Here is a 24660-nt window from a genome sequence, read left to right on the forward strand (position 1 = left end):
GAGCGCGCGCTCGCCAATAGCGCCAGCCCTTGTGGCAGCTTGACTGGCAGCGGTTGCAGGGCGGCAGTGCTGGGGATTTCCTGAATTCGACATCGCTTTGCCTGGATGGGTGCTAAGATGGTTTCGTACCGTGTTGGAAAAAAGATTACTACATAGTAGCGAGATTTACTAATGAGTATTTTCGGCAGGCTGAGTTTCAAGGACCAGGCTTTCAAGCTGCGTGAGGACGCGATCCTCGATGCGGCGACCCGCATCCTGGCTGGCAAGGGCTTCGACCTGATGACCATGGACGACGTGGCGCTGGAGGTTGGCATCTCCAAGCCCAGCCTCTACAAGCACTTCAAATCCAAGGAGGACCTGGTCGGCGAAGCGCTGATCCGGCTGATCGACGGCGCGCTCGAGTACCTGGAGCAGCTCCCGGGCGATCTCACGGGGCTGGCGCGCCTGCGCGCCTTGCTCGAGTGGGCGCTGCGGGTACGCCTGACCGGCGGGCTGCCGTTCCTGCCATCCACCAGCCCGCATGTGCGCGAAATGCTCACGCGCAACCTGCGCTACGTCACGCGCGTGCTCAAGCTCAACCGGCAACTGGAACAGCTCGTGGCCGAGGCCAAGGCGGCGGGCGAGCTCGACCCGTCGCTGCCCGACGAGGTGATCCTGTTCAGCTATTACGCGCGCACTTGCGATCCGGCCGTAGAGTACCTGCAGCTGTACAGCAAGCTGGGCACCGACGCGATCGTCGAGCACATGCTCAAGGTCAGCTTTGAAGGGATGCGTAGTCACTTGTAGGCGGGCGCGGGCAAGCCGCGCGCTGGGGTCCTGATGCCTACATGTACGGTGCGCAGCGGGGATTGGATGCGCGCCGGCAGCGCCCGGCCCGGGGAGGCGGGCCTAGTCGAACTCGACGTAGAATTCGCCGCGCGGCCCGTCAAAGCCGACGCGTGGCACCTTGCCGTGTTCGCGGCTGGAGCGGGCCAGGGCGCGGAGCTCGGCCTGCCGGGCGGGCTCGCGCAGGCTGCGGCGGGCCTTGGTGCTGATCTCCACCGGGCCGCACTGAGGGTTGTCGCAGTCGTACCGCACCCATTGCCCGTAGCTGCCTCGACGGGCACGGGCTGCGGCCTGGGTGCCGCAAAGCGGGCAGTATTCTTGTTTTTCCTTCATCGCCGTCAATGGTCTTAAAGGGGAGGGGGCTGGGGCGGGAAAATCGGTCCAGGCACCATGCTGCCTCGCTGGTAGCAACGCAAAGTCAAATTGAAACATGGCCAGCCACGACGCCAGGCGGTCAACGTGCTGACAGACTTTGCATACAAGTCTGCGCAGTTCGCGATCGTGGTGCTGCCCCTCTTTAGAGGGGATCGATTGTCCGAGGGGCGCACTGGGACGCGGTGAGCGCGCCTCCAGTGGGCGAATGGCGCGGCTCAGCTCGTGCGATAGGCATCCAGCCGGTTGTAGAGCGTCTTCAGGCTGATGCCAAGCGAGTGCGCAGCCTGCCGCTTGTCGCCGCCAAAGCGCGCCAGCGTGGCCAGGATGATCTCGCGCTGGGCGTCGGCCAGCGAGGTGCCGATGCGCACGTTGACGAAGCCGTCCAGCGTGGCCGGCCGTGGCGGTTGGGTGGCGATATTGGGGTTGACGATGTCGATGACGCGGTCGGCCAAGATAAAGGCGCGATAGATGGTGTTCTTCAGTTCGCGCACATTGCCGGGCCAGCCGTAGTGCCGCAGCCGTTCCAGCGCCGTGCCGGAGAACACCTTGTCGGCGCCCTCCATGGCGTTGAATTCCGCCAGGAAGTGCCTGGCCAGCTGCGCGATATCCTCGCCACGCTCGCGCAGCGGCGGAATGTGCAACGGGAAGACCGCAAGGCGGTAAAGCAGGTCCTCGCGCAACTGGCCAGTGCGCACCGCGTCGACAGGGTCGCGGTTGGTCGCGGCGAGGATGCGCACGTCGCACACGATCTGCGTGTCGCCGCCCACGCGGTGGAAGGTGCGCGTCTCCAGCACGCGCAGCAGCTTGATCTGCATGTCGGGCGCCATTTCCGTGACTTCATCCAGAAACAGCGTGCCGCCCCGGGCTTGCTCGAAATACCCGGCCTTCTGCTGCACGGCGCCCGTGAAACCGCCTTTCTCGTGGCCGAACAACTCCGACTCGATCAGCGTGGGGGATATCGCCCCGCAATTGACCGCGACGAACGGGCCGGCCCGGCGCGCGCCGCGGTCGTGCACGGCGCGGGCTACCAGCTCCTTGCCGGTGCCGCTTTCGCCCACCGCCAGCATCGTGACTTCCGTGGCGGCCACGCGGTCGATCTGCGCGAGCAACTGCTGCATGACGGGCGAAGCGCTTTGCCATAGCAAGGCCGAGGGACCCTGTACGGCGCGCCGCGGCGCGCCGCATGCCGGCGTGGCGGGAAGGGAGGCGGCGGGCGGGTTGAGGCTTGTCATCGAGTGCGGCATGGGGGCGTGATCGCCTATGGCCGGGTCGGCGGGAGGTGCGTCGGCGGTGGGGCAATCTGGGGGCAGTTGAGCTAATCCTAGCGCGTGCTTTGGCTTGAGGCCACTGTTTTGAACGGTTCCTGCGCCAATGCGTGCCGGCGCGTGGCGTTGTCAGACAGACACTGGTACCGCTGCGGCTGGCGCCCGCATAAAATTGGTTGTATCCCCGGATTAACCTTGGCGCCAGGACGCACTACCGCCCTATGTTCTGACATAAGGCCAGGACCGTGCTTGCCGTGGCAGCCGGGTGATACGGTGCCGATACGGAGAACGATGCCCCACATCCTGATCGTCGACGACGATGAAAATACTTGTGCCGCACTGTCCGAGATCGTGGCGGCCGAGGGCTTCACGTCCGCCACCGCAGGCGACTTGCGCGAAGCCTGCCTGCAGATCGGCTGGCAGGTGCCGGACGTTGTGCTGGCCGACCTGAAGCTGCCCGACGGCAGCGGCATGGACCTGTTCAACGAGGTCGGCACCGCCGGCGTCGAAGTGATCCTGATGACCGGCTACGCCAGCGTGGAATCCGCCGTGGACGCCCTGCGCCGGGGCGCCACCGATTACCTGGTCAAGCCGATCAACGTGACACGCCTGCGCACCGTCCTGAAGCGCATTGCCACCACCGGCGACCTCAAGGCGGAAATCCATTCCCTGCGCGACGAACTGCGCCGCTATGGCCGCTTTGGCCGCCTGCTTGGCAGCTCCGAAGCGATGCAGGTGGTCTACGACCAGCTCGGCAAGGTCGCGCCCACCGAGGCCACGGTGCTGCTGGTGGGCGAGAGCGGGACCGGCAAGGAGCTGGCCGCGCAGACCTTGCACGAACTCTCGGCGCGCCGGCGCCAGCCCTTCCTGGCCGTGAACTGCGGCGCGATTTCCTCCACGCTGATCGAGTCCGAGATGTTCGGCCACGAGCGCGGCAGCTTTACGGGTGCGGAGCGCCAGCACAAAGGCTACTTCGAGCGCGCTGATGGCGGCACGCTCTTTCTCGACGAAATCACCGAGATGCCGGTCGAGCTGCAGGTCAAGCTGCTGCGCGTGCTGGAGTCCGGCGCCTTCATGCGCGTTGGCACCAACCGCGAGCTGCATGCCGATGTGCGTGTGGTGGCCGCCACCAACCGCAATCCGGAAGAGGCGGTAGCCGAGGGCAAGCTGCGTGCCGACCTCTATCACCGGCTCAACGTGTTCCCGATCGAGCTGCCGCCGCTGCGCGCGCGCGCCGACGACGTGGTGCAGATCGCCAACACGCTGCTGGAGCAGATGAACGGCGAGCATGGCACGCAACGCCGCTTTGCCCCGGCGCTGCTCGATAGCTTGCTGCTGCATGCATGGCCCGGCAATGTGCGCGAGCTGCGCAACTTTGTGCAGCGCGCCTACATCATGGCCGACCAGGATCTCATTGCCGATGCGCACGTGCCGCTGCAGGTGGCAGCGGCCAATTCGGCTGCCACCGCCATGGTCTCGGTGCCAGTGGGGATGTCGCTGGCCGAGGCCGACCGCCAGTTGATCTTTGCCACGCTGGAGCAGTGCTCCGGTGTGAAGAAGCACGCCGCCGAGATACTCGGCATCAGCCTCAAGACCTTGTATAACCGCCTGGAAGAATATGCCTCAAGGGGGGAGTTGCCCGAATCGCTGCGCGCCAACGGCACGAGCACGCCGCCGGGCGGCACCACGGCGCCGAACTAGCTTGTGCCGCGCGCTGCCAGCGTTCCTGGCGCGCCGCCGCTGGATCGGATACCAAAAGTTGGCCGGGTGCGTGCCGGAATTACGGTTTCGCGCTGCACGGATGCCATCCATTGGCGTGCGCGGTATGGTTATTGCATGACAACCGGGCGAGCATGCAGCCCCAAAAGGTATCCATGTCGCAGCAACATCATCCTTCAGAAGGCCCCGACGCATCGGATCGTCCCGCGACCGTTGAACCCAGCGAGCCGATCCAGAGCGGCGCCGAGGTCGCCACGTTGATCAGCCAGGTGGCGCATGACCTGCGCTCCGCGCTTAACGGGGTGCAGAGCTGGGCCTACGTGCTGGACCACACGCTCGACACGCCTCCCGCCTCCGCGCAGCGGGCGCTTAGCGGCATCCGCACCGGCATGCAGCAGCAACTGGCGCTGATCGAACACATGGAGGAGGCGGTGGCGCTGCTGGCCGACGACAGCTCGCCGCAGTGGGAGCGCGTAGACCTGCTGGCCGCATTGCAGAAGGCGACGGACGAGGTACGCCCGGTGGCCGAAGCGCGCGGCGTCATACTGGCCGCAGCGGGCGTGGACAGCGCTGCGGATCAGCCTGGCGACGGCCTGCTGATCGACGCAGACACGCGCCGCCTGGATCCGCTGCTGCGCAACTTGCTGGTGCATTGCATTCACCATGCGCGCAGCGCCGATACCGTGGAGACGCACCTCAAGTTCGAGGCGGGGCGGATCCGGCTGCGCATTACCGAGAGCCGGGCGCCCACCGGCGCACGCAGGGAAGAGCGCATTGCCGTGCTCTCCGATTTCTTCCGCCGGCGCAAGGCCCAGGGCGGCAACTCGGCGCCACGCCAAGGCACTGCGCTGCTGCTCGCCAGGCGGCTGGTGGAAACGCATGGGGCGCACATCGAGGCCGAAGGGCAGGGGTGTTCGACCGATAGCGGATCGGTGTGCATTACAGTGAGTTTTCCGCTGCATGCCACGCCGCACGAAACCCATTGAGCACGTAGTTTTTACCGGTTGCAGCATAAAGTGCATGGCGCCTGCGAAATGCCGTTTTCAGTTTGGCTTCGAAGCCTCACGCCCGCTGCGGCGGCGGGGGCCTGTCGCCTGGCGGCGGATCGCTCACGGGCACGGGCGGATCGGGATCAGGCACTTCGGGGGGAGGAACCTCCGGCGGTGGCGGGTTTTGATCAGGCTCGGGCGTGATATGAAAGTGCATCTGCATGCTCCATCTCCGAAAAATCAAGATCGGGGGGCAGCCGGCTCCCCAAGTTCTTCCAGCATCCGCGACAACACCTCCAGGTCCACCGGCTTCACCAGATGTTGGTCAAAACCGGCTTCGTTGGTCCGCTGCCGGTCGGCTGGCTGGCTATAACCCGTCAATGCCACCAGGCGCACATGCTGCAACTCGGGGATGGCACGCAGCCGTTGCGCAATCTCGAAGCCATCCATTGCCGGCATCCCGATATCCAGCAAGATCACATCGGGCTGCGCCTTGACCGCGCGCACGATCGCGGCCGGCCCGTCGATGGCGGTCACCACCGTGTGTCCCATGGCCTCCAGCGTGAGCGCCATGGCCTCCAGCGCATCGATGTTGTCGTCTACCACCATCACCGTGCGCGGCGTGCCGAGCGGGGAGCGTAGCTTGCCCACTTCGGGCTGCCAGCTCTGCCACGGCTGCGCGGGCAGCTCCACCACAAAGGTGCAGCCCAGGCCCGCGCCCGCGCTCTGCGCGTGGACAGTGCCGCCATGCAGCTTGACCAGCTTTTGCACCAGCGACAGCCCGATGCCCATGCCCTCCTGCCCGGTGGTGCCGCGGGGCTTGTCGCCGTAATGCGCGGTGGTTGGGTCGAAGATGGCTTGCAGCGCCTGCGGCGACAAGCCGGGGCCGTTGTCCCGCACCCGGACCGTGAGCAGCGTACCGTCGCTGGTGACTTCCAGCGCGAGCTGGCCGTCCGGCTGGGTATAGCGCGCCGCGTTGTGCAGCAGGTTGCTGAAGATCTGCGTCAGCCGCACCAGGTCGCCGCGTACTGGCATTGGCCCCTCGGGCACGCTCAACCGCAGCGAGTGGCCGCGCGAATCGATCAACGGACGCACGGCTTCCACGGCGGTGCTCAGCGCGGTGCGCAGCTCGACCAGGTCGTCGCGCAGCACGATCCGGCCCTGGGTGAAGCGCGAGATATCGAGCAGGTCGTCCACCAGGCGGGTCAGGTGATGCAGCTGCCGGGCGATGATGTCGCGCGCCTTGAAGGTGTCCTCGCGGCTTGGCGCGCAGCGCATCAGCAAGTCGGCGGCGCTGCGCATCGGTGCGAGCGGGTTGCGCAGTTCGTGGGCCAGCATGGCGAGGAAATCGTCCTTGCGGCGATCCTCGTCCAGCAGCATGCGCTCGGCGCGCTTTTGCGGAGTGATGTCCTGGCAGATGCCGGCCACGCGATAGAACACGCCGGCCGTGTTGGAGACCGGGAATGCGCGCGCGCGGACCTCGCTGACTTCGCCGTCGCCTCGCTCGAGCCGGAATTCCGCATCCATATGGCCGTCGCGCAGCATGGCATCGAATGCAGCCTCCATGCGCTCGCGGTCCTCGGCGTGCACGCTGGCGAGCCAGTTGCGCGGGTTGTGCTTGAGGTCTTCCACCGGGCGCCCCCAGAGCTGGGCGAACGACGGGCTCATGAACAGGAACTGGCGCTCGGCGGGGTCCAGGATCCACAGCGCATCGGAGAGATTCTCGGCCAGCTGGCGGAACAGTTCCTCGTTCTCGCGCAGCGCTTGCGACGACTGGCGGGAGGCCTCCTCGGCCTTGCGCATGCGCAGCAGGGCATTGATGCTCGACACCAGTTCTTCCGCGTCCACGGGCTCGATCAGGTAGCTGTCGGCGCCGCCATCCAGGGCCTGAACCCGGTGGCGCGATTCGGTCAGCGCGGCCGAAGTCTGCAGCACCAGCGTGCTGGCGGTCTCGGGATCGCTCTTGATCAGCCGGCACACTTCCAGTCCACTGATGTCGGGCAGCTTCACATCCAGCAGCACCAGGTCCGGGGCATGCTGGCGCACCAGCGACAGCGCGGCCTGTCCGCTCGCGGCCTCCAGCACGGAGAAGCCCGCGCGCTGCAGGATGCGGCCCTTGACGTAGCGAGCCCCGTCGCTATCGTCCACGTTGAGGATCAGCGGGCGCCTGGCGTTGATGGGAGAGGGCAGGATGTTCATGGCGAACTCAGCGAAGTGGCGTATCGAAAGGTGCTGTGTGGCGTGTGCATGCGGGGCAGTGAGCGGGGATCGTCAGCGTGAAGGTGGATCCCTTGCCAGCCTCGCTTTGGACGTGGATGTCGCCGTTCAGCAATTCGGCAAGCTGGCGGCACAGCGGGAGGCCCAGGCCCGTTCCCTTGGCCCGGTGCTGCAGCGGGTTCGCGATCTGCGCGAACTCCTCGAAGATCACCGGCAGGTGTTCGGGAGCAATGCCGATGCCGGTGTCCGCAACCGTGAGCACCAGCTGGTCGGTGGCCGGGAGGTAGAGGGCGCTCACACGCACCTCGCCGCGCTCGGTGTACTTGAGCGCGTTGGAGACAAAGTTGCGCAGGATCTGCGCCACCTTGCCCTCGTCGGTACGCAGTGACGGGACGTGGTCGACGGCGCCGATCACCAGTTCCACCTCGGCGCTGTGCTGCAGCGGGCGCATCATGCCGCGCAGCGCGCTGAAGGTACTGTCCAGCGTGAATTCGGTGACGTGCACTTCGGTCTTGCCCGAGGCGATCTTCGCCAGGTCGAGCAGGTCGTCGACCAGCTGGCTCAGCGCCTCGGCGGAATGGCGCACCATCGTCACCTGATGCACCTGCTCGGCATTGAGCGGGCCATCGGTCTGGTCGAGCAGCAACGTGGACAAGGCGCGGATCGAGCTGAGCGGCGTGCGCAGTTCGTGGCTCACGTTGGAGAGGAAGCGGCTCTTGGTTTCGTCCGCCACGCGCAGGCGGTCGGCCCGATCATCCAGCTCCGCGTACAGGGCCACCACACCACGGTTGGTGTCCGCCAGCTCGTTGGCCAGCAGCTCGAGCTCGCGCTGGCGGGCGGCCAGTTCGTGCAGCGTGCCAGCCAGCTCGCGGTTCTGCTCGCGCAGCTCGCTCGCAAGCAGATCAGGCGAGCGCTCCAGGCAGCGCCCGGAGATGGCGGCCAGCGCGGCTGGCGCAGGCTCCGCCGCGGCTGGCGGCAGATGCCGGCGAATGGCGAGACGGGGTTGCTGGCTTGCCTCGGGGTCAAGCGACCAGGTGTCGGCCAGCGCCACGGCATGCAGCAGCGCCTGGCCCGGCGGGTCGCCCGCCAGGGCCTCGCCCCGCAGCATGCGTGCCAGCGTTGAAATGGCGGAGGGCGCCGCATCGACGACGATGGCGAGTTCGCGCGCCGCCTCGTTGCGGCAATCGCCGCGATCCAGTTCCGCGCGCAGCGTGCGGGGCTCGTCCATCGCCAGCAGCAGGCGCGCAAGTTCCGACACCGTGGTGGCGATGGCCGTTTGCTCGATCGCGGAGAAGCCAAGCTCGGCCGCGGCGTTGCGGGCGGCCTGGCGCGCCACCACCACGTCGGTGTCCGCGCGCAGGGTGATCTGGAACAGCGGGAGCTTCATGGCAAGGCTCCCTGGCCAGCAGCGGCAGCCGAGCCCGGGGCGCTCAACGGGCCCGTCCACGCGTGGCATTCGCTGTTGCGGCGGCACACGATCACGGTGACGTCATCGCGCCCGCGCGCGAAATCCCGGTACAGCACCGCCGCGATGATGGCCGGGTGCCGCGCGTTCAGACCCGGATAGTCGTCCAGGTCCCAGTGCGTGCCCAGGCCATCGCTGTGCAGGATCAACAGCGTGTCGGGCGGCCACGGTGCCTCCACTTCAGTCACCTTGCGTATGGCGTAGCCGACGATGCCGTTGTGCGAAATCAACTGGCGCCGTGTCCCCGTGCTGCCCAGCGTCCCGGGCGTGACCACGCAAGCGGCGATGTTGCCGATGCCTGCAAAGCGGATCCGCCCCGGCGCCGTCTCGATGCGGGCTACCGCCATGGCCGCGCCGCGCGTGGCCCGCAGTGCCGCATGGGCGTGCCCGATCAGCACCGCGGGGGCCACGAAGGCATGGGCGGCGGCAACCCGCTTGGCGGCCTCGGCGGCGCGCGCGGCATCGGGGCCGTGGCCGAGCCCATCGGTCACCGTGAGACTGGATAGCTCGTGCGCCGAACTCACGTGCCAGCCGTCGCCGCACTCGGTCTCGCCGGCAATGGGCACGCACACTGATCCCACCGAGATCGCCGGCAGGGCTGGTGGCGCTGGCCGGTCGGAGGGGGAGAGCGCCATGCGCAGGACCGTGCCTTTGCCGGGCGCGCTGTAGATATCGAAGGCGGTGGCGAGCCGGCTTATTGCCCCCAGCCCGTTGCCGGCGGTGCCGGTCGTGGAAAAGCCGTCGCGCAGGCTGGTGCTGAGGTCGGCCATGCCAGGGCCGCGGTCGATGGCGATCACCTCCACCTGCGGCGCGGCCGGCCCGGCAACTTCTTCCTGCAAGGCACGGATCAGCAGTTCGCCATCCCCGCCGTGCTTCAGGATGTTGGTTGCTGCCTCGGAGACGGCGATGGCCAGGCGGCCCGTGGCCACCTCGCCAAAGCCACAGCGGATGGCCAGCTCGGTGACCGTGCGGCGCGCCTGCGCGACATGGCTGGCTTCCTGGATCGAGGCTCTAATCTGCATGATGTTCTCCCGCATTCAGAACACGCCGTAGCGGGCGATGGTCACCGTCGTTCCCCGGCCCGGCGCGCTATCGATCTCGAAAGCGTCGGATAGCCGCCGTGCGCCACCTAGGCCAATGCCCAAGCCGCCGCCGGTGGTGAAACCGTCCTGCAGGGCCGCCTGCACATCGGCAATACCGGGCCCCTGATCGATGAACCGCAACTGCACGCCGCGCCGCGCGCCCGCCGTCACCGGCAGGACCTGCGCGGTGCCGCCGCCGCCGTAGAGCACCATGTTGCGCGCCAGCTCGCTCGCCGCGGTGACCAGCTTTGTCTGGTCGACCAGGGACATGCCCTGTGCCACCGCCGCTTCGCGCACCAGCTTGCGCAGCCGCACCACGTCCTCGCCCGTGCGCAACGGCATGTTCTGCGCCGCCGCATGGCTCTCGGGCATAGCCTGCTGAAGCGAGGGCCTCTGGGCCGCGAAAACGCCGTCGTGCGGGTTCATGCGCCGGCCTGCAGCAGGGCCATGCCGCGCTCCACGTTCAGCGCGGTGCGCACCCCATCCAGCGGGACCCCGAGTTCCACCAGGGTGATCGCCACGGCGGGCTGCATGCCGACGACCACGGTCTGGGCGTCAAGCACGCGCGCAATGGAGGCGGTATTGCCAATCATGCGGCCGATGAACGAATCCACCAGGTCCAGTGCTGAGATGTCGATCAGCACGCCCTTGGCGCGGTCCTTGACAATGCGCTCGGAAAGGTCCTCCTGCAGCGTCAGTGCCAGCCGGTCGTGCATGTCGACCTGGATCGTCACCAGCAGCAGGCTGCCCATGCGAAGAATTGGAATGCGCTCCATATCCGTTCATCCGTTGCGCGCGGCTAGCGCCGGGCGGCACTGGTAACGGCGCCCCCGGTACGCTTGAGCGCGACGCGGAACGCATCCGCCAGGGTGGCCTTGGTGGTGACATCGGCCAGGTCCACGCCGAGGTGGACAATGGTCTGCGCAATCTGCGGGCGAATGCCGCTGATGATGCAATCCGCGCCCATCAACCGGGCCGCCGCCACGGTCTTCAGCAAGTGCTGCGCGACCAGCGTGTCCACGGTGGGCACGCCGGTGATGTCGATGATGGCGATCGAGGCGCCGGTATCGACGATCTTCTGCAGCAGATTCTCCATCACGGTCTGGGTCCGCGCGCTATCCAGCGTGCCGATCAGCGGCAGCGCCAGGATGTCGTCCCAGAGCTGCACCACGGGCGTCGACAGTTCCATCAGTTCGCTTTGCTGCCGCGCGATGACCTCTTCGCGGCTGGCCTGGTATAGCGTCGTGGTGTAAAGGCCGAGCTGATCCAGCAGGGCGCTGGTCGCCCAGGTTTCGTCCGCCAGCCGGACCGGGTCCTGGGCCAGCAGCTTGCGCAAGCGCACGAAAGCCAGCTGCTTGAGCGAGAACACGAACATGGCCGTATCAGCCGGAGAGAAGCCTTCGCGGGCGCGGCGGCGCGAGATATCCGCCAGCACGCCGCGTACGCGCTCCCATTCCGGCTTGCTCAGGTCCGCAGTGGCGCCGGCGCGCAGCGCTTCGCGCAGGCCGTGCAGGAAGCGCTGGGACTGGTCGCGCAGCTCCGCTTGCGCCAGGCGCTGCCCGCCCGGCAGGGCAAGCTGCTGCGCTACCCAGTCATTCAATAGCGCCTCGGGTTCGTTTGTAAGAACGCTTGTAAGAACGACTAGGGCGTCAGGGCCCTGATCGGTATTTTCTGCATGTAGCGTTTGCGCCACGATTCTCCCCCTTGATATGCCGAAGGCTGCGTTTCCCCTTGGCCGGCAACGGTTTGCGGGCGATGCCCAGGAGCCGGCGGGCCTGGCTCGTGCCGCCTGGTGGCCCGGATGGAGGAAATGGCGCAAAAGCCGTGCCCACGTGCAGGACCCTGCCACAGGAAGGCGCCGGGCGGCCCGGATTGCCAGGCGCCGCGCGCGCGGCCATACTGAGCGCTCAGCAGTGTCCGTGCCAGAACGATCCCGAAACGATCTCCCCAGACATCGATGCGCCAAGACTCTCCCGATTCGCCAGCCAGTCCCCCGCATGGCCATGACCACGATCACGATCACGGCCACGGCGGCAGCACGCTCTCCGAGATGGACCTGCGCGTGCGCGCGCTGGAATCGCTGCTGGTGGAGAAGGGCTATGTCGACCCGGCCGCGCTGGATGTCCTGATCGAAGCCTACGAGCAACACATCGGCCCGCGCAACGGGGCGCGCGTGGTCGCCAAGGCCTGGGCCGATCCCGCCTACAAGGCGTGGCTGCTGGCGGACGCCACCGCGGCCATCGCCTCGCTCGGCTTTACCGGCCGCCAGGGCGAGCACATGATCGTGCTGGAGAACACGCCCGCCACCCACAACATGGTGGTCTGCACCCTGTGCTCCTGCTATCCCTGGCCGGTGCTGGGACTGCCGCCGGTCTGGTACAAGTCCGCGCCGTACCGTGCCCGGGCGGTGATCGATCCACGCGGCGTGCTGCGCGATTTTGGCTTTACGCTGCCGCAGGCGGTGCAGATCCAGGTGTGGGACTCCACCGCCGAGCTGCGCTACCTGGTGCTACCCATGCGCCCGGCCGGCACCGAGAGCTGGAGCGAGCAAGCGCTGGCGGAGCTGGTGACCCGTGACGCGATGATCGGCACGGGGCTGCTGCCGGACGTGACCACGCCGGCAACGGCAGGGGAGCCGCAATGAACGGTGGCCAAGACCTCGGCGGCATGCAGGGTTTCGGCCCGGTTCGCCCGGAACCCGATGAGCCGGTATTCCACGCCGGCTGGGAGCGCCGCATGCTCGCGCTTACGCTCGCCATGGGTGCGCTCGGCAAGTGGAATATCGACACCATGCGCGCGGCTCGTGAAAGCCTGCCGCCGGCGCAGTACCTTGGCAGCAGCTACTACCAGATCTGGTTCGAAGGCCTCAAGGCCATGCTGGTCAAGACCGGCATGGCCAACGCGGAAGAGATCGCCAGCGGCGCATCCACCGCGCCGCCGCTGCCCCTCGCGCGCATCCTGAGCGCGGATCAGGTTGCCCCGGCCCTGGCGCGCGGCACACCCAGCGCCCGGCCCGCGCCGGGAGAAGCCCGTTTCCAGGTGGGCGACCGGGTACGCACCCGCCAGATGCATCCTGCCGGCCACACCCGGCTGCCACGCTATTGCCGTGGACGGCAGGGCGAGATTGCGGCTGTGCATGGCGCCCATGTATTCCCGGACGCCAGCGCCGCCGGGGCCGGCGACCAGCCGCAGTGGCTCTACACCGTGCGCTTTGCCGCCACCGAGTTGTGGGGCTCCGACACCACCGCGGCCTCGGTCTGTGCGGATTGCTGGGAGTCCTACCTTGACCCGGCGGAGGTGGCCCATGGCTGATCCGGCGCCAACTTCGCCCTCGCCCGCAAGCCTGCTGGCCATGCGGGCAGCACTGCCGGCACTGCCTTGCGACAGCACCGGACCGGTGTTCCGTGAGCCGTGGGAAGCACAGGCCTTTGCGCTGGCGCTCGCCCTGCATGAGCGCGGCGCCTTTACCTGGACGGAATGGGCGGCCACCCTGTCGCAGGTCATCCGCGAAGCCCAGGCCGGGGGGGATCCCGACAACGGCGAGCATTACTACCGCTTCTGGCTGACCGCGCTGGAGCGGCTCGCCGCGGCCAAGGGCCTGGTCGACGCCAGCGCGCTGCTGGACCGGCGTGACGCGTGGGACGCGGCGGCCCGGCGCACGCCCCACGGCCAGCCGATCGAGCTTGGCTGAGGCGCCAAGGCGGCCGGTCTGAGCGCGACTTTCAGGCCAAATACGAGCCGCCGGCGGGCGCCCGGCCACTTGCCCGCCAGCGATCCGGCCCCGCTCGTGCTACCGTAGCGGACTAGACGCTATCAAGCGCCCCGATGCCGCGCCGCCAAGGCCGGCGCAACACTCCGACTGACATGAACGACACAGAGATCCAGCTGATCGGCTCGGCCCGCTTGCCGACCCGATTTGGCGAATTTACCGCCCACGCCTTCAAGGGTGCCGTTTCGGGCATCGAACACCTTGCGCTGAGCGTTGGCGACATCACTGGCGAGGCAGTGCTGACCCGCCTGCATTCCGAATGCCTGACCGGCGACGTGTTTGGCTCGTGCCGTTGCGACTGCGGCGAGCAGCTCGACCTGGCCATGAAGAAGATCGCCGAGGAAGGCCGCGGCATCCTGTTGTACCTGCGCGGCCAGGAAGGGCGCGGGATCGGCCTGGGCCACAAGATCCGCGCCTATGCGCTGCAGGACGGCGGGCTCGACACGGTCGACGCCAACCTGGCGCTGGGCCAGGAAATCGATAGCCGCAACTACGCCTTTGCCGCCGACCTGCTGCATCAATGGGGCGTCAAGTCGATCCGGCTGATGAGCAACAATCCCAAGAAGAAGCAGGCGCTGGAAGCCGCAGGCATCAAGGTGGTCGAGCAGATGCGTCATATCGTGCCGTCCAACGCCGAGAACGAAAAATACCTGGAGACCAAGCGCGAGCGCATGGGGCACCTGCTGGATTGACGCCGGGCGGCAAGCCAACGGCGGATTCCGGCCCAAGCTACGAAAAGCGCACAAAACCGAGAAAAGAACCGGTGTATCCGGCTACACTTTCGCATCGTTGCCACCATCAGCCCTCAGCCGGTTCTCAACATGCTTGCCCAGATTCAACGCAGTTGCGGTGAAAGCGCGATGCGCCTGCGCCGGGTGCTTGCCAGGGAAGTCCATCTCGATATCCGCCAGCCCGCCCAGGTCAAGCGCATCCGCCTGCTGGGGTGGCTCGCCTTTACGGGCTACCCGGCGTTCTACCTGATCTGGAAATTCTGGTTTCCCCAGCCTTACGAGAGCCTGGCCCTGCGGCTGGTGGCCATGGTCATGTGCCTGCCGCTGATCGTCTCGCGCGACCTGCGTGACAAAAAATGGCTTCCTGCACATTTTTTGGCGACCCTGACGTACAGCCTGTCGTTTTTCTTCGTCTACATGTATTTGATGAATCACGGCAACCTGGTGTGGTCCCAGTCGCTCGTGATCGCCGTCATCATCCTCTTCAACTTCAGCGGCTGGCTGGGTGGCGCCACCTCCCTGGTGGTGGGCACCGCCCTGGCGTGGCTGGTCTACAACTACGTGACGCCGCCACCCGCCGCGATGCTGGCGGTGAACTGGCCGGTGGAGCTGCCGATCATCGGTTTCACCATCTGTACCATCGCTGTGCTGAAGATTGACCAGCGCATCCTGATCCAGGAAAAGCTGGACGGCATGGCGATTGCGCTGGGCACGGTGGCCCATGAGCTGCGTACGCCGATCCGCAGCATCGGCTCCACGGCGCTCGGCATGGGCCGGTACCTGCCGGGGCTGATCCGTTTCTATGAGGAAAACGAGACGCCGGAAAACTCACTGCACCTGCCGCGGGCCCATTTTGGCCTGCTCAAGGACGCGTTGCCGCGGATCCAGCTGGAGGTCGACCGCATGAACCACGGCATCGACGTGCTGCTGGTCAATGCGCGCGCCAAGTCCCTGCACGGGCCCAGCGAGGTTTTCCTTCTCGGCCAGGCCGTGGAGGAAGCGATCTCCCGCTACCCCTTTGAAGCCAGCCAGCGGGAGCTGGTGCGCGTGGATCTGGAAGAGAATTTCCTGATTCACGCGGACCAGAAGCTGATGGTCATGGTGTTGTTCAACCTGATCAAGAACGCGCTGCACGCGCTGGCGCGGGCAGGGCACGGCGATATCCGGCTGCGGCTGGAGCGCGGCACCCGGCGCAACCGGCTGATCTTCCGGGATACCGGCACCGGCGTGCCGGAGCGCGAGCTGCCGTCCATCTTCAAGCGTTTCCACACCTACCCGCGCAATGAGGGCACCGGCATCGGCCTGGCCTTTTGCCGTGAGACGCTCGAGGCCTGGGACGGGCGCATCCATTGCAGCTCGGTCGAACACGAGTACACGGAGTTCGTCCTCGAGTTCCCGCTTGCCAAGCCGCGCCCGGAGGGCGACGGCGCGGCAAGCTGAGCCTGCATCAGGCCGCGCCGTGCAGCGCTTCGAGGCTGGCTTGCAGCGTGGCCTGCATGGCCATCGGCGGGCGCGCCACCAGCGTGCGCGGCTTGCGCTGCGTGGAGCGCCAGCCGGCCAGGTTCACCTCATCGCGGATTTCCGCGCAGACCTGGATCAGGCGCTCGATTTCCACGGCGGTGAGGTGGGCATGCATGGTCAGCCGCATCAGCGCGCGGTCCCGCGCGGTGGCCGGCGCGCAGAACACGGCGCCAAAGATCCCGCGTGACTGCAAGGCATTGCGCAGCACCAGCGTCTGCTCCTCGGTGCCAGACTCCAGCGCGATGATCTGCTCGGATCCTGCCGAGACGTTGTAGCCCAGCCCGGACAGCGCTTCGCGTACCTGAGCCGACACCGCGTGCAACTGCCTGCGGCGATCGTTCGCCCCGACGATGAAATCCGCTGCGGCGTCGAACCAGGCCAGTTCATGGCTGAGCAGCCCCGAACTGAAAATAGCCGGGCGCGATTCCGCAGCGAAATACCCCTTGAACGACGACGGGCACGTCACCAGCCCCGCGCGGCCGCCAAATGCCTTGGCCAGGCTGGCTGTCTGGAAGTGGACCCGCTTCGACAGTCCGAGCTGCGCCACCAGGCCCGCGCCGCCGGGGCCATGCGTACCAAGAGAATGTGACTCATCAACTACAATCACACTGCCGGTACGCTCCGCAACCTCCACGAAATCGGTCAGCGGGCACAGGCTGCCATTGGTGCTGTAGACGGAATCCACCACGATGATGCCGGGGCCCTCCTTACGGATCTGGCGCTCGGCGTGCTCCGCATCGTTGTGCATGAACGGCACGGCACGGGCGCGCGCCGCGTGGGCGCCTTCCCACAGCGACATATGGGCCAGCATGTCCAGGTAGACCGGCGTGCGCTCGTTGGCGATGCTCTGCAGCAGGCCCACATTGGCCACCCAGCCCGACTGGCAGAGGATGCTGTCCTCGGCGCCGCTGAACTGCGCCAGCTTGCGCTCCAGCCGGCTGGTGGGGTTGTCGCCGTACTGGAACACCGCCGACATCAGCAGCTCGCTCTCCGGCCCGCGCATGGCGGCCGTCTGCGCGCGCACCAGCTTGTCTTCGCCGAGCAGGCAAAGATAGTCGTTGCTGGAGAAATGCACGGCGTCGGGCCCCGGTTGCCGGCCGTGCAGCAGGTGGCTGCCGCCCCAGCGCTTCTGTACGCGTTCCACCTCGTGGCCCGCCACCCGCGTGGTGACAAAATCCGGCCAGGCAGCCACCGTGGCGGCGGCCTGATGCGACGTACGGCTAGCTTGCAGGCACCCCGAATCCATATTGCTCATTACAACCCCCTTGAAGTACTCCGACTAAAGAAAATGGCCGAAACGGCCGATAAAGGTCGAGGCAACACAGGTGCATCCCGCGTCCTTTGTTTGCAATATAGGTTCCGGGGCGGAATGCAGCCTGCTGCATGTCTGATGTTGCGCCGACAAGCTATTCTGACGCGTGTCCGGGAATTCGCCTTGTTCCGTAGCAGACAAATGGCGCGGCGACGCCACGCCTAGATGTGGGCCAAGGCTTCGGCGGGCAAGCCGGCAGGCGGCAATGCGGCGGCCAGCGGCGCGCCGGCGGCGCGCGGGCTGGCCATGCCTTGGCGCAAATATTCTGTGGGGGCGTGGCCCAGCACGCGGCGGAACATGGTCGAGAAGGCCGCCGGGCTGTCGTAGCCGAAATCCAGGGCAATGCGCGTGACGGCGTCGCCGGCGGCCAGCCGGGACAAGGCCAGGACCACGCAGGCGCGCTGGCGCCATGCCGAAAACGCCATGCCGGTCTGCTCGCGGAAAAACCGGCTGAAGGTCCGGCTGCTCATGTGCAGCACCAGGGCCCAGCGTTGCGGCGAATCATGGGTGTCGGGCTGCCGGAGAAAGGCGTGGCATAGCGGCGCGAGCCGCGCATCGCGCGGCAGCGGAATATGCAAGGGCAGCGCCGTCATGCCCGCGATCTCATGCAGCAGCAGGGCGACCAGCGCGCCGTCCCGGCCGTCGGGATCGTAGTGCGCCGGCATCTCCACCGCACCAATCAGCAACTGCCGCATCAAGGCCGATATCCCCACCACCTGGCACGTATCGCCCGGCCCCGGCACGGCGCCGGGCTCGATATACAGGCTGCGCGTGCTGACGCCCAGCATCGTCACCTCATGCGCCATCCCCGGCGGAATCCACACCGCGCGCTGCGGCGGAACGATCCAGTTGCCATCGTGCGTCGCCACATGCATCACACCCGTCGCGCCATAGAGCAGCTGCGCGCGGCGATGGGCATGGCGCGGCAGCAGGTAGCCCTCGGGGTAGTCGGTGCCGATCGCAACCACGGGCCTGGGCACGTGGTCGTAGTCGTCGATGCGGACGTTGCGCATGGAAGGAAATGGCGGCGGAAGGGTGGAATGGCCGAAACACAAATATTATTGTCCAATCTTCGAAAGTTGGCCATGCCAACCGCACGTATCGTGGGCGCACCTGGAACCCACTCCGCCTTTGCGATGCTCTATCTCCTTTTTGTCCTGTTCGGCTGCCTGACTGGCTTGACCACTGTTTTGTTCGGCTTCGGCGGCGGGTTTGTGGTGGTGCCTTTGCTTTACCGCGCATTGAGCGCCGCCGATGCGCATGGGCCAGGCCAGTCCGCCATGCATATTGCCGTCGCGACCTCAACGGCGGTGATGATCCTGAGCGCCTCGCTCGCCACGCGCAAGCATCGCCTGGCAGGCAACATCCTGTGGTCCTATGTGTGGCCGCTGGGGGGATTCATCGGGTTGGGCGCCATCATGGGCGCCGGCGCCGCCACGCTGGCGAGCAGCGACGTGGTTCGCCTTGCCTTTGTGGCCTACCTTGGCGTCACGCTGCTGGATTGCCTGGCACGGCGCGGATTTCTCGCGCGCGCCGGGCAGGACTCACCGCAGCGGCTCGGGCAGGCGCAGACCGTGGCGGGCGGCCTGGCGATCGGCGCAGTCGCCACGTTCCTCGGCGTGGGGGGCAGCGTCATGACCGTGCCCCTGCTGCGCCGCCGCGGCCTGAGCATGGCGCAAGCCACGGCGATGGCGAACCCCTTGAGCCTGCCGGTTGCCGTGCCGGGCACCCTGGCCTATGTGGCCATGGCGTGGTACCAGCCGGTGGCGCTGGGCAGTGGTTATCTGGGGTACATCGACCTCGCCGCATTCGGCTTGCTATCGATCGGCGCCCTGGCCGGCATCCGCCTTGCCGCCCCGCTGGCCGGGCGCATCCCCGACCGCGTGCATGCGCGCGTCTATCTCGGGCTGCTGGCCCTGGTGATGGTCAGCATGATGTTCAAGTAAGCGCGAGCCTGGCGCCGGCCGCTCAGGCCATGACCCGCGCAGCGTCCGTGCGCGCCCACCAGCGATGCTCGCCCACGGCTTCCAGCAGTGCATCGTGCTCGGAGGCCCCATCCTTCTTGGCGAGCACCACGCCAGGGCCGGCAAAGCCGCCGTCGATCCCGGCTGCGCGCGCGGCGGCGGCAACCAGCATCGCGCCGGTGCCACCCGCGCCGATCGGCTTGTCATGCTTGTAGGCCTCGCAGATGAAGAGCACGGCAGCGGGGTCGGCCTGCAGCGCATCGACATCGCCTTGCGGCACATGGACGGCATCGAACATCACGGAACCCACCGAGGAGTGTCGGCCGGAAACAGCAGCAAAGACTGATCCAAGGCAGATAGCGTGCCAAGGGCGCATCGGCATGCACAGGCGCGCTCAGGCTGGTCCTTGCCAGGCAATGCCGGGCAATGCCGGGAAGGGCACGTGGAATTTTCATGGGGATGTCAATTGTGCCGGCAACTGTCTGCGGCTTGCCCCCATGTCCGCGGGGCTGCTGTAGGCCGGCACCGACAAACCGTCGCGCCTTCTCCCTACAGCCGGCGGGGCCGCCCTTTCGTAATGTGGAGGGGTGGCAAGGCAGGGCGCATTGCAGCGCCGACGCCAAGGCCCGCTTCATCGGCTGTCGTCTTCACGGCGCCACTCTCTTTGAGGTTCTGAAACCCTGGACCCTTGAACACTGTCTTTCAACACGCTGCAAGGAGCTCACATGGCTGACAAGAATATCTCCATACTGAACGACCTGATCGAAGTTTCGCGTGACGGCGAGCAAGGCTTTCTCAAGGCAGCGGAGGATGCCCAGAATCCTGAGCTCAAGTCACTCTTCGCCAGCCGCGCCACGGACATCGCCGCCGGCGTGAGGGAATTGCAGGCACAGGTGGCGGCGCTCGGCGGCAAGCCCGAGGAACACGGCAGCGTGGCCGGCGCGCTGCATCGCGGCTGGGTCAGTCTGCGCACGGCGGTGGCCGACCGCAACGATCTCGCCATTCTGGAAGAAACCGAGAAGGGCGAGGACGTGGCCAAGAAGAAGTACGCCGACGCGCTGCAGGAAACCGAGCTGAGCGTCGAAGTCCGTGCGCTGGTGGAACGCCAGTACCAGGGCGTGCTACGCAACCACGACCTGATCCGCGACCTGCGCAACCGCTATCGCGCAGCCTGAGGCCAGCCGCCTCCCGCACGTCAGGCTCGTCATGATCGGCATGTACGACGGTGCACCCACGTTCGTCGGCCAGCATCCTATGACCAGCCCGATTCTGCTCAACGAGAGGCAAGCCGGCGCTGCCGTCGAGGGCATGCTCCGGCGAGTGGTGTTCGGACTACATGGGGCGATTGACTTTGAATACCCACGGCCTATCGATTAAGCGATGAGCCTGCCCCGCCTGTTTGAGCGGCGTGCAACCGGGAGCACCAGCCGCGGATGCAATGCAAGCGAGTGTGACCAAACGCGACCGGGGCAGCACGAATCTCACGAACGGCGCAGGCTTGCTCCCCTTGAAATTTGGGTGGCCAATTACTATTTTATTTTTGCTCAGGCAGTCGCGACCATTGCGCGCTGCGTGTTTCTGTTTGTTTGCCAGCGGCTTGGCAGGTGGATGGGAGCGCGTTGCCCCTTCGCCTCCTTGCTGCGTCGAAGGAGGATACAACCATGAGCGATCTTTTCTTTGGAACTGACGTCTTCAGCGAACTCGACCGCATGCAAAGGCAGATGGCGAGCTTGTTCGGCGGCTTCCCATCCAGCATCCGCTCCGGCCGCTTCGGGGCATTTCCCCCCGTCAATATCGGCGCCACGGACGATTCCATCGAGATCGTCGCGTTCGCACCGGGGCTCAAGCCAGACAAGTTCGAGGTGTCGATCGACAAGGGCTTGCTGACCATCAGCGGCGAGCGCGAAACGGCGCAAGCGGAGGATGATCCGGAGGTCCGGCTGTACGCGCAAGAGCGATTCACAGGCACGTTCCGGCGCGTCGTCGAATTGCCGCAGAGCGCCGACCCGGACAAAGTTCAGGCGCGCTATGCCAACGGCTGCCTGTCTATCAGTGTCGGTAAGCGCGAAGCCTCGAAGCCCCGGGCGATCACGGTCCAATAACGCGAGGAGAATGCCATGAACGAAACTACCCAAATGGTTGAACGCAACCAGAATGCGGTGACAAAAGATCAGGAAGACAGGTCGACGCCGACGATGACGCTGCTTCCCGCGGTCGACATCGTCGAGGACAGCAACGGCGTCACCCTCTGGGCCGACCTTCCAGGTGTGACCAGGGACAAGCTCGAGGTGAATGTTCACGACGGCAACCTCCATATCGAGGCGGAAGCGGTCGTGCCCACCCCCCAAGGACTGCGGGTGCAACACGCGGAAATTCGCCAGCCGCACTTCGCACGCGCTTTCTCGTTGAGTGCGGACCTTGACGCGTCGAAGATCGAGGCGAACCTGCAGGACGGCGTGCTCAAGCTGACGATCCCGCGTCGCGACGAAGCGCGCCCACGCCGCATTGCCGTCAACGTCGCGTGAGTTGCCGTCGCCCGCCGGGTAGCGGTGGCATCCGCAAGGGCGCCACCGCAGTGCCCGCGGAAATTGGCTGGACATTCGGTGAGGACAAGATGAAAACCGATCTGGGTAAATGGAACCCCTTCAAGTTCCTACGCAAATCGACAGAGGACGGGCAGCCGACGGGCGAGTCATCAAATGTTCCCGCGCCAAGGCACCGGACACCGGATTGGCCTGACGTTTCGCGGCTGTTTTCAAGCGACCCATGGCGTGCGATGGGCGAGCTTCTGCATGAACCCTTCGCGGGCTTCGGGGGACTGGATCGATGGTTCGGTGACTTCAGTTCGTCGCGCTTCCAGCCACGGATCGATGTGGTCGATGATGGCACGGCGCTGAGGATTACGGCGGAGCTGCCCGGCATGGATCGCGAGGACCTGCAGACCACCATCGAAGATGGCGCCCTGGTGTTGCGGGGTGAGAAGAAGCAGGACACTCGGAGCGAGGAAAACGGCTGCTACCGGCTGGAGCGGGCATATGGCGCCTTCATGCGCAGTATTCCGCTGCCAGATGGCGTCGACCTTGATCACGTCGAGGCGAACTTCGACCGCGGTGTATTGACGCTGCGTCTGCCCAAGACCGGCGCGTCGCAGTCTGCGGTGAGGAAGATCGAGGTGAAGTGAGCGGGAGATGCGAGCTGCCTCAAGGGCATGGACTCGCGTGAGCCTGCTGCGCTCCGCCGGGATGTTCCTGCTGGCCATGCAAGGTAGCACCTCCGCGGTTCCTTTCTGGCATACGCGGCGCTCGGAACGTGCGGTGCGGCTTGCAACCCTGCAGCGAATCCACGTGCGAAGCTGAGGTCTTGAAATCGCGGGACTGGCCTCTATTTTCGCGGAAAACGCTTCCCGAGAAGGAGACTTCGATGAAATTCGATTCTGAGTGGGTGACGCTAGGCAGGCATCGGGTGCGGCTCAAGTGCACGCGCGGCTTCCCTACCGAGCGGACGCGGCGCGTGGCGGAGTTGGTCACCATCGCGATCGATAACAACCTCAGCGCGCGGGCCCGGTTGGTGGAAGTCACGGCACAAGGCGATGCTTACGTGATCAGCATCGGCACGACGTTCGAAAAGGACAGAGAGGCGGCGCCCCACCTGGAAGTGGCCCTTGCCACGATGTTCGGCCTGGCGCTCGAGCAGGTCACGATTGACGTTGTTGTAGTCAGTCAAACAGAGGTGGATACGCATTTTGGCGTGTATGAGCGGATGCTGGCCGAAAAGCTCGGTGCCGTGCCGCCCATTCAGTGAAGCGCCAGAATTCGGCTTCTGGGCCAGTGACGCTCGTGGCGCGAATCCAGGCATCGGCGTTAAGGCTCTCAAGCACGAACAGTGTCAGGACTGGCCGGCCCGTCAAGCTCATGATTACAGTGATTGGATGAGGAGCAAGGCGATGAACATCCGTCCACTACACGATCGCGTCATCGTCAGACGTCTGGAGGCAGAACACAAGACGGCCGGCGGCATTGTCATCCCCGAAACTGCCGCTGAAATGCCGGACCAGGGCAAAGTCCTGGCCATCGGCCCCGGCAAGCGCCTGGGCGATGGCCGTGTCAGCGCGCCGAGCGTGAAGATCGGCGAGCGCGTGCTATTTGGCAAGTATACGGACAGCACCGTCAAGCTTGCAGGCGAGCACGTGCTGGTCATGCATGACGAGGACATTCTGTGCGTCGTCGGATAGAGGAAGGAACATAAGGCCAGAGTCTCGCGAGGAGTCTCATCATGGCAGCCAAGGAGATCCAGTTTCAGGAGTCCGTCGCCGCCACATCGTGGCGGGTGTCAACCTGCTGGCCAACGCGATCAAGGTCACGCTCGGTCCCAAGGGGCGTAATGTGGTCCTCGAGCGATCGTTCGGGGCCCCGCTGATTACCAAGGATGGCGTGTCGGTCACCAAGGAAATCGAGCTTCGCGACAAATTCGAAAACATTGGGGGCCCAGTTGGTCAAGCAGGTTGCGGCCAAGACTTCCGACGTGGCCGCGTGGCGGTCTCCGGCCATGACAGCCGCGCGCGCTGCCGACCTTGTGCTGGGCGGCACGCCCGGGTGCGGGACGGCTTCGCCGGCTGCCTGTGCGCGCTGGCCGACGCGCCGGAGCCCGGCACTGCCTGCGCGCCCGCGATCGGCGCAGGATTGGCATCCCGCCCATAAGCCTTCTAAGATCAAGTCACACTCACCCGTCCAGGGACATGACCATGACCAATGCGAGCAAACCTGCAGCGCCGACGCCTCACAAGGCGCCCGCACCATCCAAAACCAAGCCATCGCCTGCCAGCAAGGCCGACCACGCGGAAGAAGAGCTCGACGAAGCCCTGAGGGAAACCTTTCCCGCAAGCGACCCGATTTCGGTGGACCACGGACGCGTCACCCGGCCTGCGAAGTAGCCCCTGCACCGGGCCGCCCCGCTAGACCAGTTGCCGCAGCTGCGCGACGACTTTCATCAGTTGCCCGTGCGCCACGATCACGCCTGACTCGTCCTGCAGCGCTTGCTGGTAGCGGTCACGAAACGCCGGGGCGCTGTCGGGTCCAAACAGTTTCTCGGTGGCCGCGGCCACCGCCTTGCAGGTTTCATCGTGATGCTCGGGCGCGTCCAGCTCTTCGTCGATCTCGATGATCAGCCGCGAGAGCGGGTCCAGCCAGCGGAAATAGGTCTCCTCGGTCACAACCTGCACGAACAGCCCGGCCGGGATCGGGCCATGCAGGCGTTCGTACTCCACGCGATTCAGCGCGATCACTTCCTTGTGCACCTTCAGGAGCGCGGCCCGCAGGGCGCGCAGGCCGCTGCGGCGATCCTCCTGCTTGGCCAGGAATTGCTCGTGTGACATAGCCGTTCTCCTTTTCTTGTTGGCTCAGTGGGGCTGCTTGTCAGTATAGGCAGGA

28 protein-coding genes and 1 pseudogene are annotated in these 24660 nt (G+C 66.2%); 17 read left to right on the forward strand and 12 right to left on the reverse strand.

The window, feature by feature from the left end:
• Positions 1 to 171 precede the first annotated feature (171 nt).
• Positions 172 to 786, forward strand: a complete 615-nt coding sequence (locus AC1RQK_RS02090; protein WP_492374221.1) for a TetR/AcrR family transcriptional regulator — start codon at positions 172 to 174, stop codon at positions 784 to 786.
• Between the two features lie 102 nt (positions 787 to 888).
• On the opposite strand, the gene AC1RQK_RS02095 is transcribed toward AC1RQK_RS02090, so the two are convergent.
• Positions 889 to 1158: a hypothetical protein gene (locus AC1RQK_RS02095; RefSeq protein WP_150984521.1), complete on the reverse strand. Its 270-nt coding sequence runs from the start codon at positions 1156 to 1158 to the stop codon at positions 889 to 891.
• 257 nt (positions 1159 to 1415) lie between these two features.
• The gene (locus AC1RQK_RS02100; protein ID WP_492387128.1) at positions 1416 to 2432 is read right to left on the reverse strand and encodes a sigma-54 interaction domain-containing protein; all 1017 of its coding nucleotides are present in this window, start codon (positions 2430 to 2432) and stop codon (positions 1416 to 1418) included.
• Positions 2433 to 2756: 324 nt separating this feature from the next.
• Between AC1RQK_RS02100 and AC1RQK_RS02105 the strand changes: the two genes are divergently transcribed.
• Together AC1RQK_RS02105 and AC1RQK_RS02110 are read left to right on the forward strand one after the other, a co-directional pair.
• On the forward strand, positions 2757 to 4166 hold the full coding sequence (locus AC1RQK_RS02105; protein WP_492807397.1) for a sigma-54-dependent transcriptional regulator: 1410 nt from the start codon (positions 2757 to 2759) through the stop codon (positions 4164 to 4166).
• 173 nt (positions 4167 to 4339) lie between these two features.
• Positions 4340 to 5170: a sensor histidine kinase gene (locus tag AC1RQK_RS02110; RefSeq protein ID WP_492375278.1), complete on the forward strand. Its 831-nt coding sequence runs from the start codon at positions 4340 to 4342 to the stop codon at positions 5168 to 5170.
• A 243-nt stretch (positions 5171 to 5413) separates the two neighbouring features.
• Here AC1RQK_RS02110 and AC1RQK_RS02115 read toward each other — a convergent pair whose 3' ends face one another.
• From AC1RQK_RS02115 to AC1RQK_RS02140, 6 genes are read right to left on the reverse strand one after another with little or no spacing between them, the layout of a single operon-like run.
• Positions 5414 to 7372: a hybrid sensor histidine kinase/response regulator gene (locus tag AC1RQK_RS02115; protein WP_492807399.1), complete on the reverse strand. Its 1959-nt coding sequence runs from the start codon at positions 7370 to 7372 to the stop codon at positions 5414 to 5416.
• Between the two features lie 7 nt (positions 7373 to 7379).
• Positions 7380 to 8777 (reverse strand): sensor histidine kinase, encoded by a 1398-nt coding sequence (locus AC1RQK_RS02120; protein ID WP_492807401.1) that lies wholly within the window; start codon positions 8775 to 8777, stop codon positions 7380 to 7382.
• Positions 8774 to 9877 carry an ATP-binding protein gene (locus AC1RQK_RS02125; protein WP_492807403.1) on the reverse strand — a complete coding sequence of 368 codons (1104 nt, stop codon included), beginning with the start codon at positions 9875 to 9877 and terminating at the stop codon, positions 8774 to 8776. Before AC1RQK_RS02125 ends, AC1RQK_RS02120 begins: the two co-directional genes overlap by 4 nt.
• Before the next feature lie 15 nt (positions 9878 to 9892).
• A complete protein-coding gene (locus tag AC1RQK_RS02130) occupies positions 9893 to 10309 on the reverse strand; it encodes an ATP-binding protein (RefSeq protein WP_492375274.1) in 417 nt (138 codons plus the stop codon).
• Between the two features lie 50 nt (positions 10310 to 10359).
• Positions 10360 to 10713: an STAS domain-containing protein gene (locus AC1RQK_RS02135; RefSeq protein WP_492807405.1), complete on the reverse strand. Its 354-nt coding sequence runs from the start codon at positions 10711 to 10713 to the stop codon at positions 10360 to 10362.
• Between the two features lie 23 nt (positions 10714 to 10736).
• The gene (locus AC1RQK_RS02140) at positions 10737 to 11537 is read right to left on the reverse strand and encodes an STAS domain-containing protein (RefSeq protein WP_492807407.1); all 801 of its coding nucleotides are present in this window, start codon (positions 11535 to 11537) and stop codon (positions 10737 to 10739) included.
• A gap of 357 nt (positions 11538 to 11894) precedes the next feature.
• On the opposite strand from AC1RQK_RS02140, the gene nthA reads away from it, so the two are divergent.
• From nthA to AC1RQK_RS02165, 5 genes are all read left to right on the forward strand, one after another.
• Complete coding sequence (nthA, locus tag AC1RQK_RS02145; RefSeq protein WP_492807409.1) at positions 11895 to 12581, forward strand: nitrile hydratase subunit alpha; 687 nt, start codon at positions 11895 to 11897, stop codon at positions 12579 to 12581.
• Positions 12578 to 13249, forward strand: a complete 672-nt coding sequence (gene nthB, locus AC1RQK_RS02150) for a nitrile hydratase subunit beta (protein ID WP_492375270.1) — start codon at positions 12578 to 12580, stop codon at positions 13247 to 13249. Before nthA ends, nthB begins: the two co-directional genes overlap by 4 nt.
• Complete coding sequence (locus AC1RQK_RS02155; protein WP_492375269.1) at positions 13242 to 13628, forward strand: nitrile hydratase accessory protein; 387 nt, start codon at positions 13242 to 13244, stop codon at positions 13626 to 13628. The genes nthB and AC1RQK_RS02155 overlap by 8 nt, the downstream gene beginning before the upstream one ends.
• A gap of 173 nt (positions 13629 to 13801) precedes the next feature.
• Positions 13802 to 14398, forward strand: a complete 597-nt coding sequence (gene ribA, locus AC1RQK_RS02160) for a GTP cyclohydrolase II (protein ID WP_043355124.1) — start codon at positions 13802 to 13804, stop codon at positions 14396 to 14398.
• Positions 14399 to 14527: 129 nt separating this feature from the next.
• On the forward strand, positions 14528 to 15877 hold the full coding sequence (locus tag AC1RQK_RS02165) for a sensor histidine kinase (RefSeq protein WP_492375268.1): 1350 nt from the start codon (positions 14528 to 14530) through the stop codon (positions 15875 to 15877).
• A 7-nt stretch (positions 15878 to 15884) separates the two neighbouring features.
• On the opposite strand, the gene cqsA is transcribed toward AC1RQK_RS02165, so the two are convergent.
• Together cqsA and AC1RQK_RS02175 are read right to left on the reverse strand one after the other, a co-directional pair.
• Positions 15885 to 17213, reverse strand: a complete 1329-nt coding sequence (cqsA, locus tag AC1RQK_RS02170; RefSeq protein WP_492375267.1) for an alpha-hydroxyketone-type quorum-sensing autoinducer synthase — start codon at positions 17211 to 17213, stop codon at positions 15885 to 15887.
• A 218-nt stretch (positions 17214 to 17431) separates the two neighbouring features.
• The gene (locus tag AC1RQK_RS02175) at positions 17432 to 18283 is read right to left on the reverse strand and encodes an AraC family transcriptional regulator (RefSeq protein ID WP_492375266.1); all 852 of its coding nucleotides are present in this window, start codon (positions 18281 to 18283) and stop codon (positions 17432 to 17434) included.
• A gap of 123 nt (positions 18284 to 18406) precedes the next feature.
• Between AC1RQK_RS02175 and AC1RQK_RS02180 the strand changes: the two genes are divergently transcribed.
• Positions 18407 to 19216: a sulfite exporter TauE/SafE family protein gene (locus AC1RQK_RS02180; protein WP_492375281.1), complete on the forward strand. Its 810-nt coding sequence runs from the start codon at positions 18407 to 18409 to the stop codon at positions 19214 to 19216.
• A gap of 22 nt (positions 19217 to 19238) precedes the next feature.
• Here the strand turns inward: AC1RQK_RS02180 and AC1RQK_RS02185 are convergent, their stop codons facing one another.
• Positions 19239 to 19616 (reverse strand): hypothetical protein, encoded by a 378-nt coding sequence (locus tag AC1RQK_RS02185; RefSeq protein WP_492807413.1) that lies wholly within the window; start codon positions 19614 to 19616, stop codon positions 19239 to 19241.
• A 343-nt stretch (positions 19617 to 19959) separates the two neighbouring features.
• On the opposite strand from AC1RQK_RS02185, the gene AC1RQK_RS02190 reads away from it, so the two are divergent.
• From AC1RQK_RS02190 to AC1RQK_RS02225, 8 genes and pseudogenes are all read left to right on the forward strand, one after another.
• Positions 19960 to 20409: a PA2169 family four-helix-bundle protein gene (locus AC1RQK_RS02190; RefSeq protein ID WP_492375265.1), complete on the forward strand. Its 450-nt coding sequence runs from the start codon at positions 19960 to 19962 to the stop codon at positions 20407 to 20409.
• A gap of 486 nt (positions 20410 to 20895) precedes the next feature.
• On the forward strand, positions 20896 to 21336 hold the full coding sequence (locus AC1RQK_RS02195; protein WP_492375264.1) for an Hsp20/alpha crystallin family protein: 441 nt from the start codon (positions 20896 to 20898) through the stop codon (positions 21334 to 21336).
• A 15-nt stretch (positions 21337 to 21351) separates the two neighbouring features.
• The gene (locus tag AC1RQK_RS02200; RefSeq protein ID WP_492807416.1) at positions 21352 to 21759 is read left to right on the forward strand and encodes an Hsp20/alpha crystallin family protein; all 408 of its coding nucleotides are present in this window, start codon (positions 21352 to 21354) and stop codon (positions 21757 to 21759) included.
• 89 nt (positions 21760 to 21848) lie between these two features.
• Complete coding sequence (locus AC1RQK_RS02205) at positions 21849 to 22415, forward strand: Hsp20/alpha crystallin family protein (RefSeq protein ID WP_492807418.1); 567 nt, start codon at positions 21849 to 21851, stop codon at positions 22413 to 22415.
• A gap of 239 nt (positions 22416 to 22654) precedes the next feature.
• A complete protein-coding gene (locus AC1RQK_RS02210; RefSeq protein ID WP_253931045.1) occupies positions 22655 to 23035 on the forward strand; it encodes a hypothetical protein in 381 nt (126 codons plus the stop codon).
• A 142-nt stretch (positions 23036 to 23177) separates the two neighbouring features.
• Positions 23178 to 23465 (forward strand): co-chaperone GroES, encoded by a 288-nt coding sequence (locus AC1RQK_RS02215; RefSeq protein WP_492375261.1) that lies wholly within the window; start codon positions 23178 to 23180, stop codon positions 23463 to 23465.
• A gap of 41 nt (positions 23466 to 23506) precedes the next feature.
• Positions 23507 to 23761: pseudogene (locus tag AC1RQK_RS02220) on the forward strand (TCP-1/cpn60 chaperonin family protein); the annotation flags it as partial.
• A gap of 214 nt (positions 23762 to 23975) precedes the next feature.
• Positions 23976 to 24164 (forward strand): hypothetical protein, encoded by a 189-nt coding sequence (locus AC1RQK_RS02225; RefSeq protein ID WP_492375260.1) that lies wholly within the window; start codon positions 23976 to 23978, stop codon positions 24162 to 24164.
• Between the two features lie 21 nt (positions 24165 to 24185).
• Here the strand turns inward: AC1RQK_RS02225 and AC1RQK_RS02230 are convergent, their stop codons facing one another.
• The gene (locus tag AC1RQK_RS02230; RefSeq protein ID WP_492375259.1) at positions 24186 to 24605 is read right to left on the reverse strand and encodes a hypothetical protein; all 420 of its coding nucleotides are present in this window, start codon (positions 24603 to 24605) and stop codon (positions 24186 to 24188) included.
• Between the last annotated feature and the right edge of the window lie 55 nt (positions 24606 to 24660).

The organism is Cupriavidus sp. GW822-FHT02D05 (genome assembly GCF_058802485.1).

Bases quoted from the DNA above. Each gene is read 5' to 3' on its own strand.
- AC1RQK_RS02090 (WP_492374221.1), top strand. From the start codon at position 172: ATGAGTATTTTCGGCAGGCTGAGTTTCAAGGACCAGGCTTTCAAGCTG.
- AC1RQK_RS02095 (WP_150984521.1), bottom strand. From the start codon at position 1,158: ATGAAGGAAAAACAAGAATACTGCCCGCTTTGCGGCACCCAGGCCGCA.
- AC1RQK_RS02100 (WP_492387128.1), bottom strand. From the start codon at position 2,432: ATGACAAGCCTCAACCCGCCCGCCGCCTCCCTTCCCGCCACGCCGGCA.
- AC1RQK_RS02105 (WP_492807397.1), top strand. From the start codon at position 2,757: ATGCCCCACATCCTGATCGTCGACGACGATGAAAATACTTGTGCCGCA.
- AC1RQK_RS02110 (WP_492375278.1), top strand. From the start codon at position 4,340: ATGTCGCAGCAACATCATCCTTCAGAAGGCCCCGACGCATCGGATCGT.
- AC1RQK_RS02115 (WP_492807399.1), bottom strand. From the start codon at position 7,372: ATGAACATCCTGCCCTCTCCCATCAACGCCAGGCGCCCGCTGATCCTC.
- AC1RQK_RS02120 (WP_492807401.1), bottom strand. From the start codon at position 8,777: ATGAAGCTCCCGCTGTTCCAGATCACCCTGCGCGCGGACACCGACGTG.
- AC1RQK_RS02125 (WP_492807403.1), bottom strand. From the start codon at position 9,877: ATGCAGATTAGAGCCTCGATCCAGGAAGCCAGCCATGTCGCGCAGGCG.
- AC1RQK_RS02130 (WP_492375274.1), bottom strand. From the start codon at position 10,309: ATGCCCGAGAGCCATGCGGCGGCGCAGAACATGCCGTTGCGCACGGGC.
- AC1RQK_RS02135 (WP_492807405.1), bottom strand. From the start codon at position 10,713: ATGGAGCGCATTCCAATTCTTCGCATGGGCAGCCTGCTGCTGGTGACG.
- nthA (WP_492807409.1), top strand. From the start codon at position 11,895: ATGCGCCAAGACTCTCCCGATTCGCCAGCCAGTCCCCCGCATGGCCAT.
- nthB (WP_492375270.1), top strand. From the start codon at position 12,578: ATGAACGGTGGCCAAGACCTCGGCGGCATGCAGGGTTTCGGCCCGGTT.
- AC1RQK_RS02155 (WP_492375269.1), top strand. From the start codon at position 13,242: ATGGCTGATCCGGCGCCAACTTCGCCCTCGCCCGCAAGCCTGCTGGCC.
- ribA (WP_043355124.1), top strand. From the start codon at position 13,802: ATGAACGACACAGAGATCCAGCTGATCGGCTCGGCCCGCTTGCCGACC.
- AC1RQK_RS02165 (WP_492375268.1), top strand. From the start codon at position 14,528: ATGCTTGCCCAGATTCAACGCAGTTGCGGTGAAAGCGCGATGCGCCTG.
- cqsA (WP_492375267.1), bottom strand. From the start codon at position 17,213: ATGAGCAATATGGATTCGGGGTGCCTGCAAGCTAGCCGTACGTCGCAT.
- AC1RQK_RS02175 (WP_492375266.1), bottom strand. From the start codon at position 18,283: ATGCGCAACGTCCGCATCGACGACTACGACCACGTGCCCAGGCCCGTG.
- AC1RQK_RS02180 (WP_492375281.1), top strand. From the start codon at position 18,407: ATGCTCTATCTCCTTTTTGTCCTGTTCGGCTGCCTGACTGGCTTGACC.
- AC1RQK_RS02185 (WP_492807413.1), bottom strand. From the start codon at position 19,616: ATGCCGATGCGCCCTTGGCACGCTATCTGCCTTGGATCAGTCTTTGCT.
- AC1RQK_RS02190 (WP_492375265.1), top strand. From the start codon at position 19,960: ATGGCTGACAAGAATATCTCCATACTGAACGACCTGATCGAAGTTTCG.
- AC1RQK_RS02195 (WP_492375264.1), top strand. From the start codon at position 20,896: ATGAGCGATCTTTTCTTTGGAACTGACGTCTTCAGCGAACTCGACCGC.
- AC1RQK_RS02200 (WP_492807416.1), top strand. From the start codon at position 21,352: ATGAACGAAACTACCCAAATGGTTGAACGCAACCAGAATGCGGTGACA.
- AC1RQK_RS02205 (WP_492807418.1), top strand. From the start codon at position 21,849: ATGAAAACCGATCTGGGTAAATGGAACCCCTTCAAGTTCCTACGCAAA.
- AC1RQK_RS02210 (WP_253931045.1), top strand. From the start codon at position 22,655: ATGAAATTCGATTCTGAGTGGGTGACGCTAGGCAGGCATCGGGTGCGG.
- AC1RQK_RS02215 (WP_492375261.1), top strand. From the start codon at position 23,178: ATGAACATCCGTCCACTACACGATCGCGTCATCGTCAGACGTCTGGAG.
- AC1RQK_RS02225 (WP_492375260.1), top strand. From the start codon at position 23,976: ATGACCAATGCGAGCAAACCTGCAGCGCCGACGCCTCACAAGGCGCCC.
- AC1RQK_RS02230 (WP_492375259.1), bottom strand. From the start codon at position 24,605: ATGTCACACGAGCAATTCCTGGCCAAGCAGGAGGATCGCCGCAGCGGC.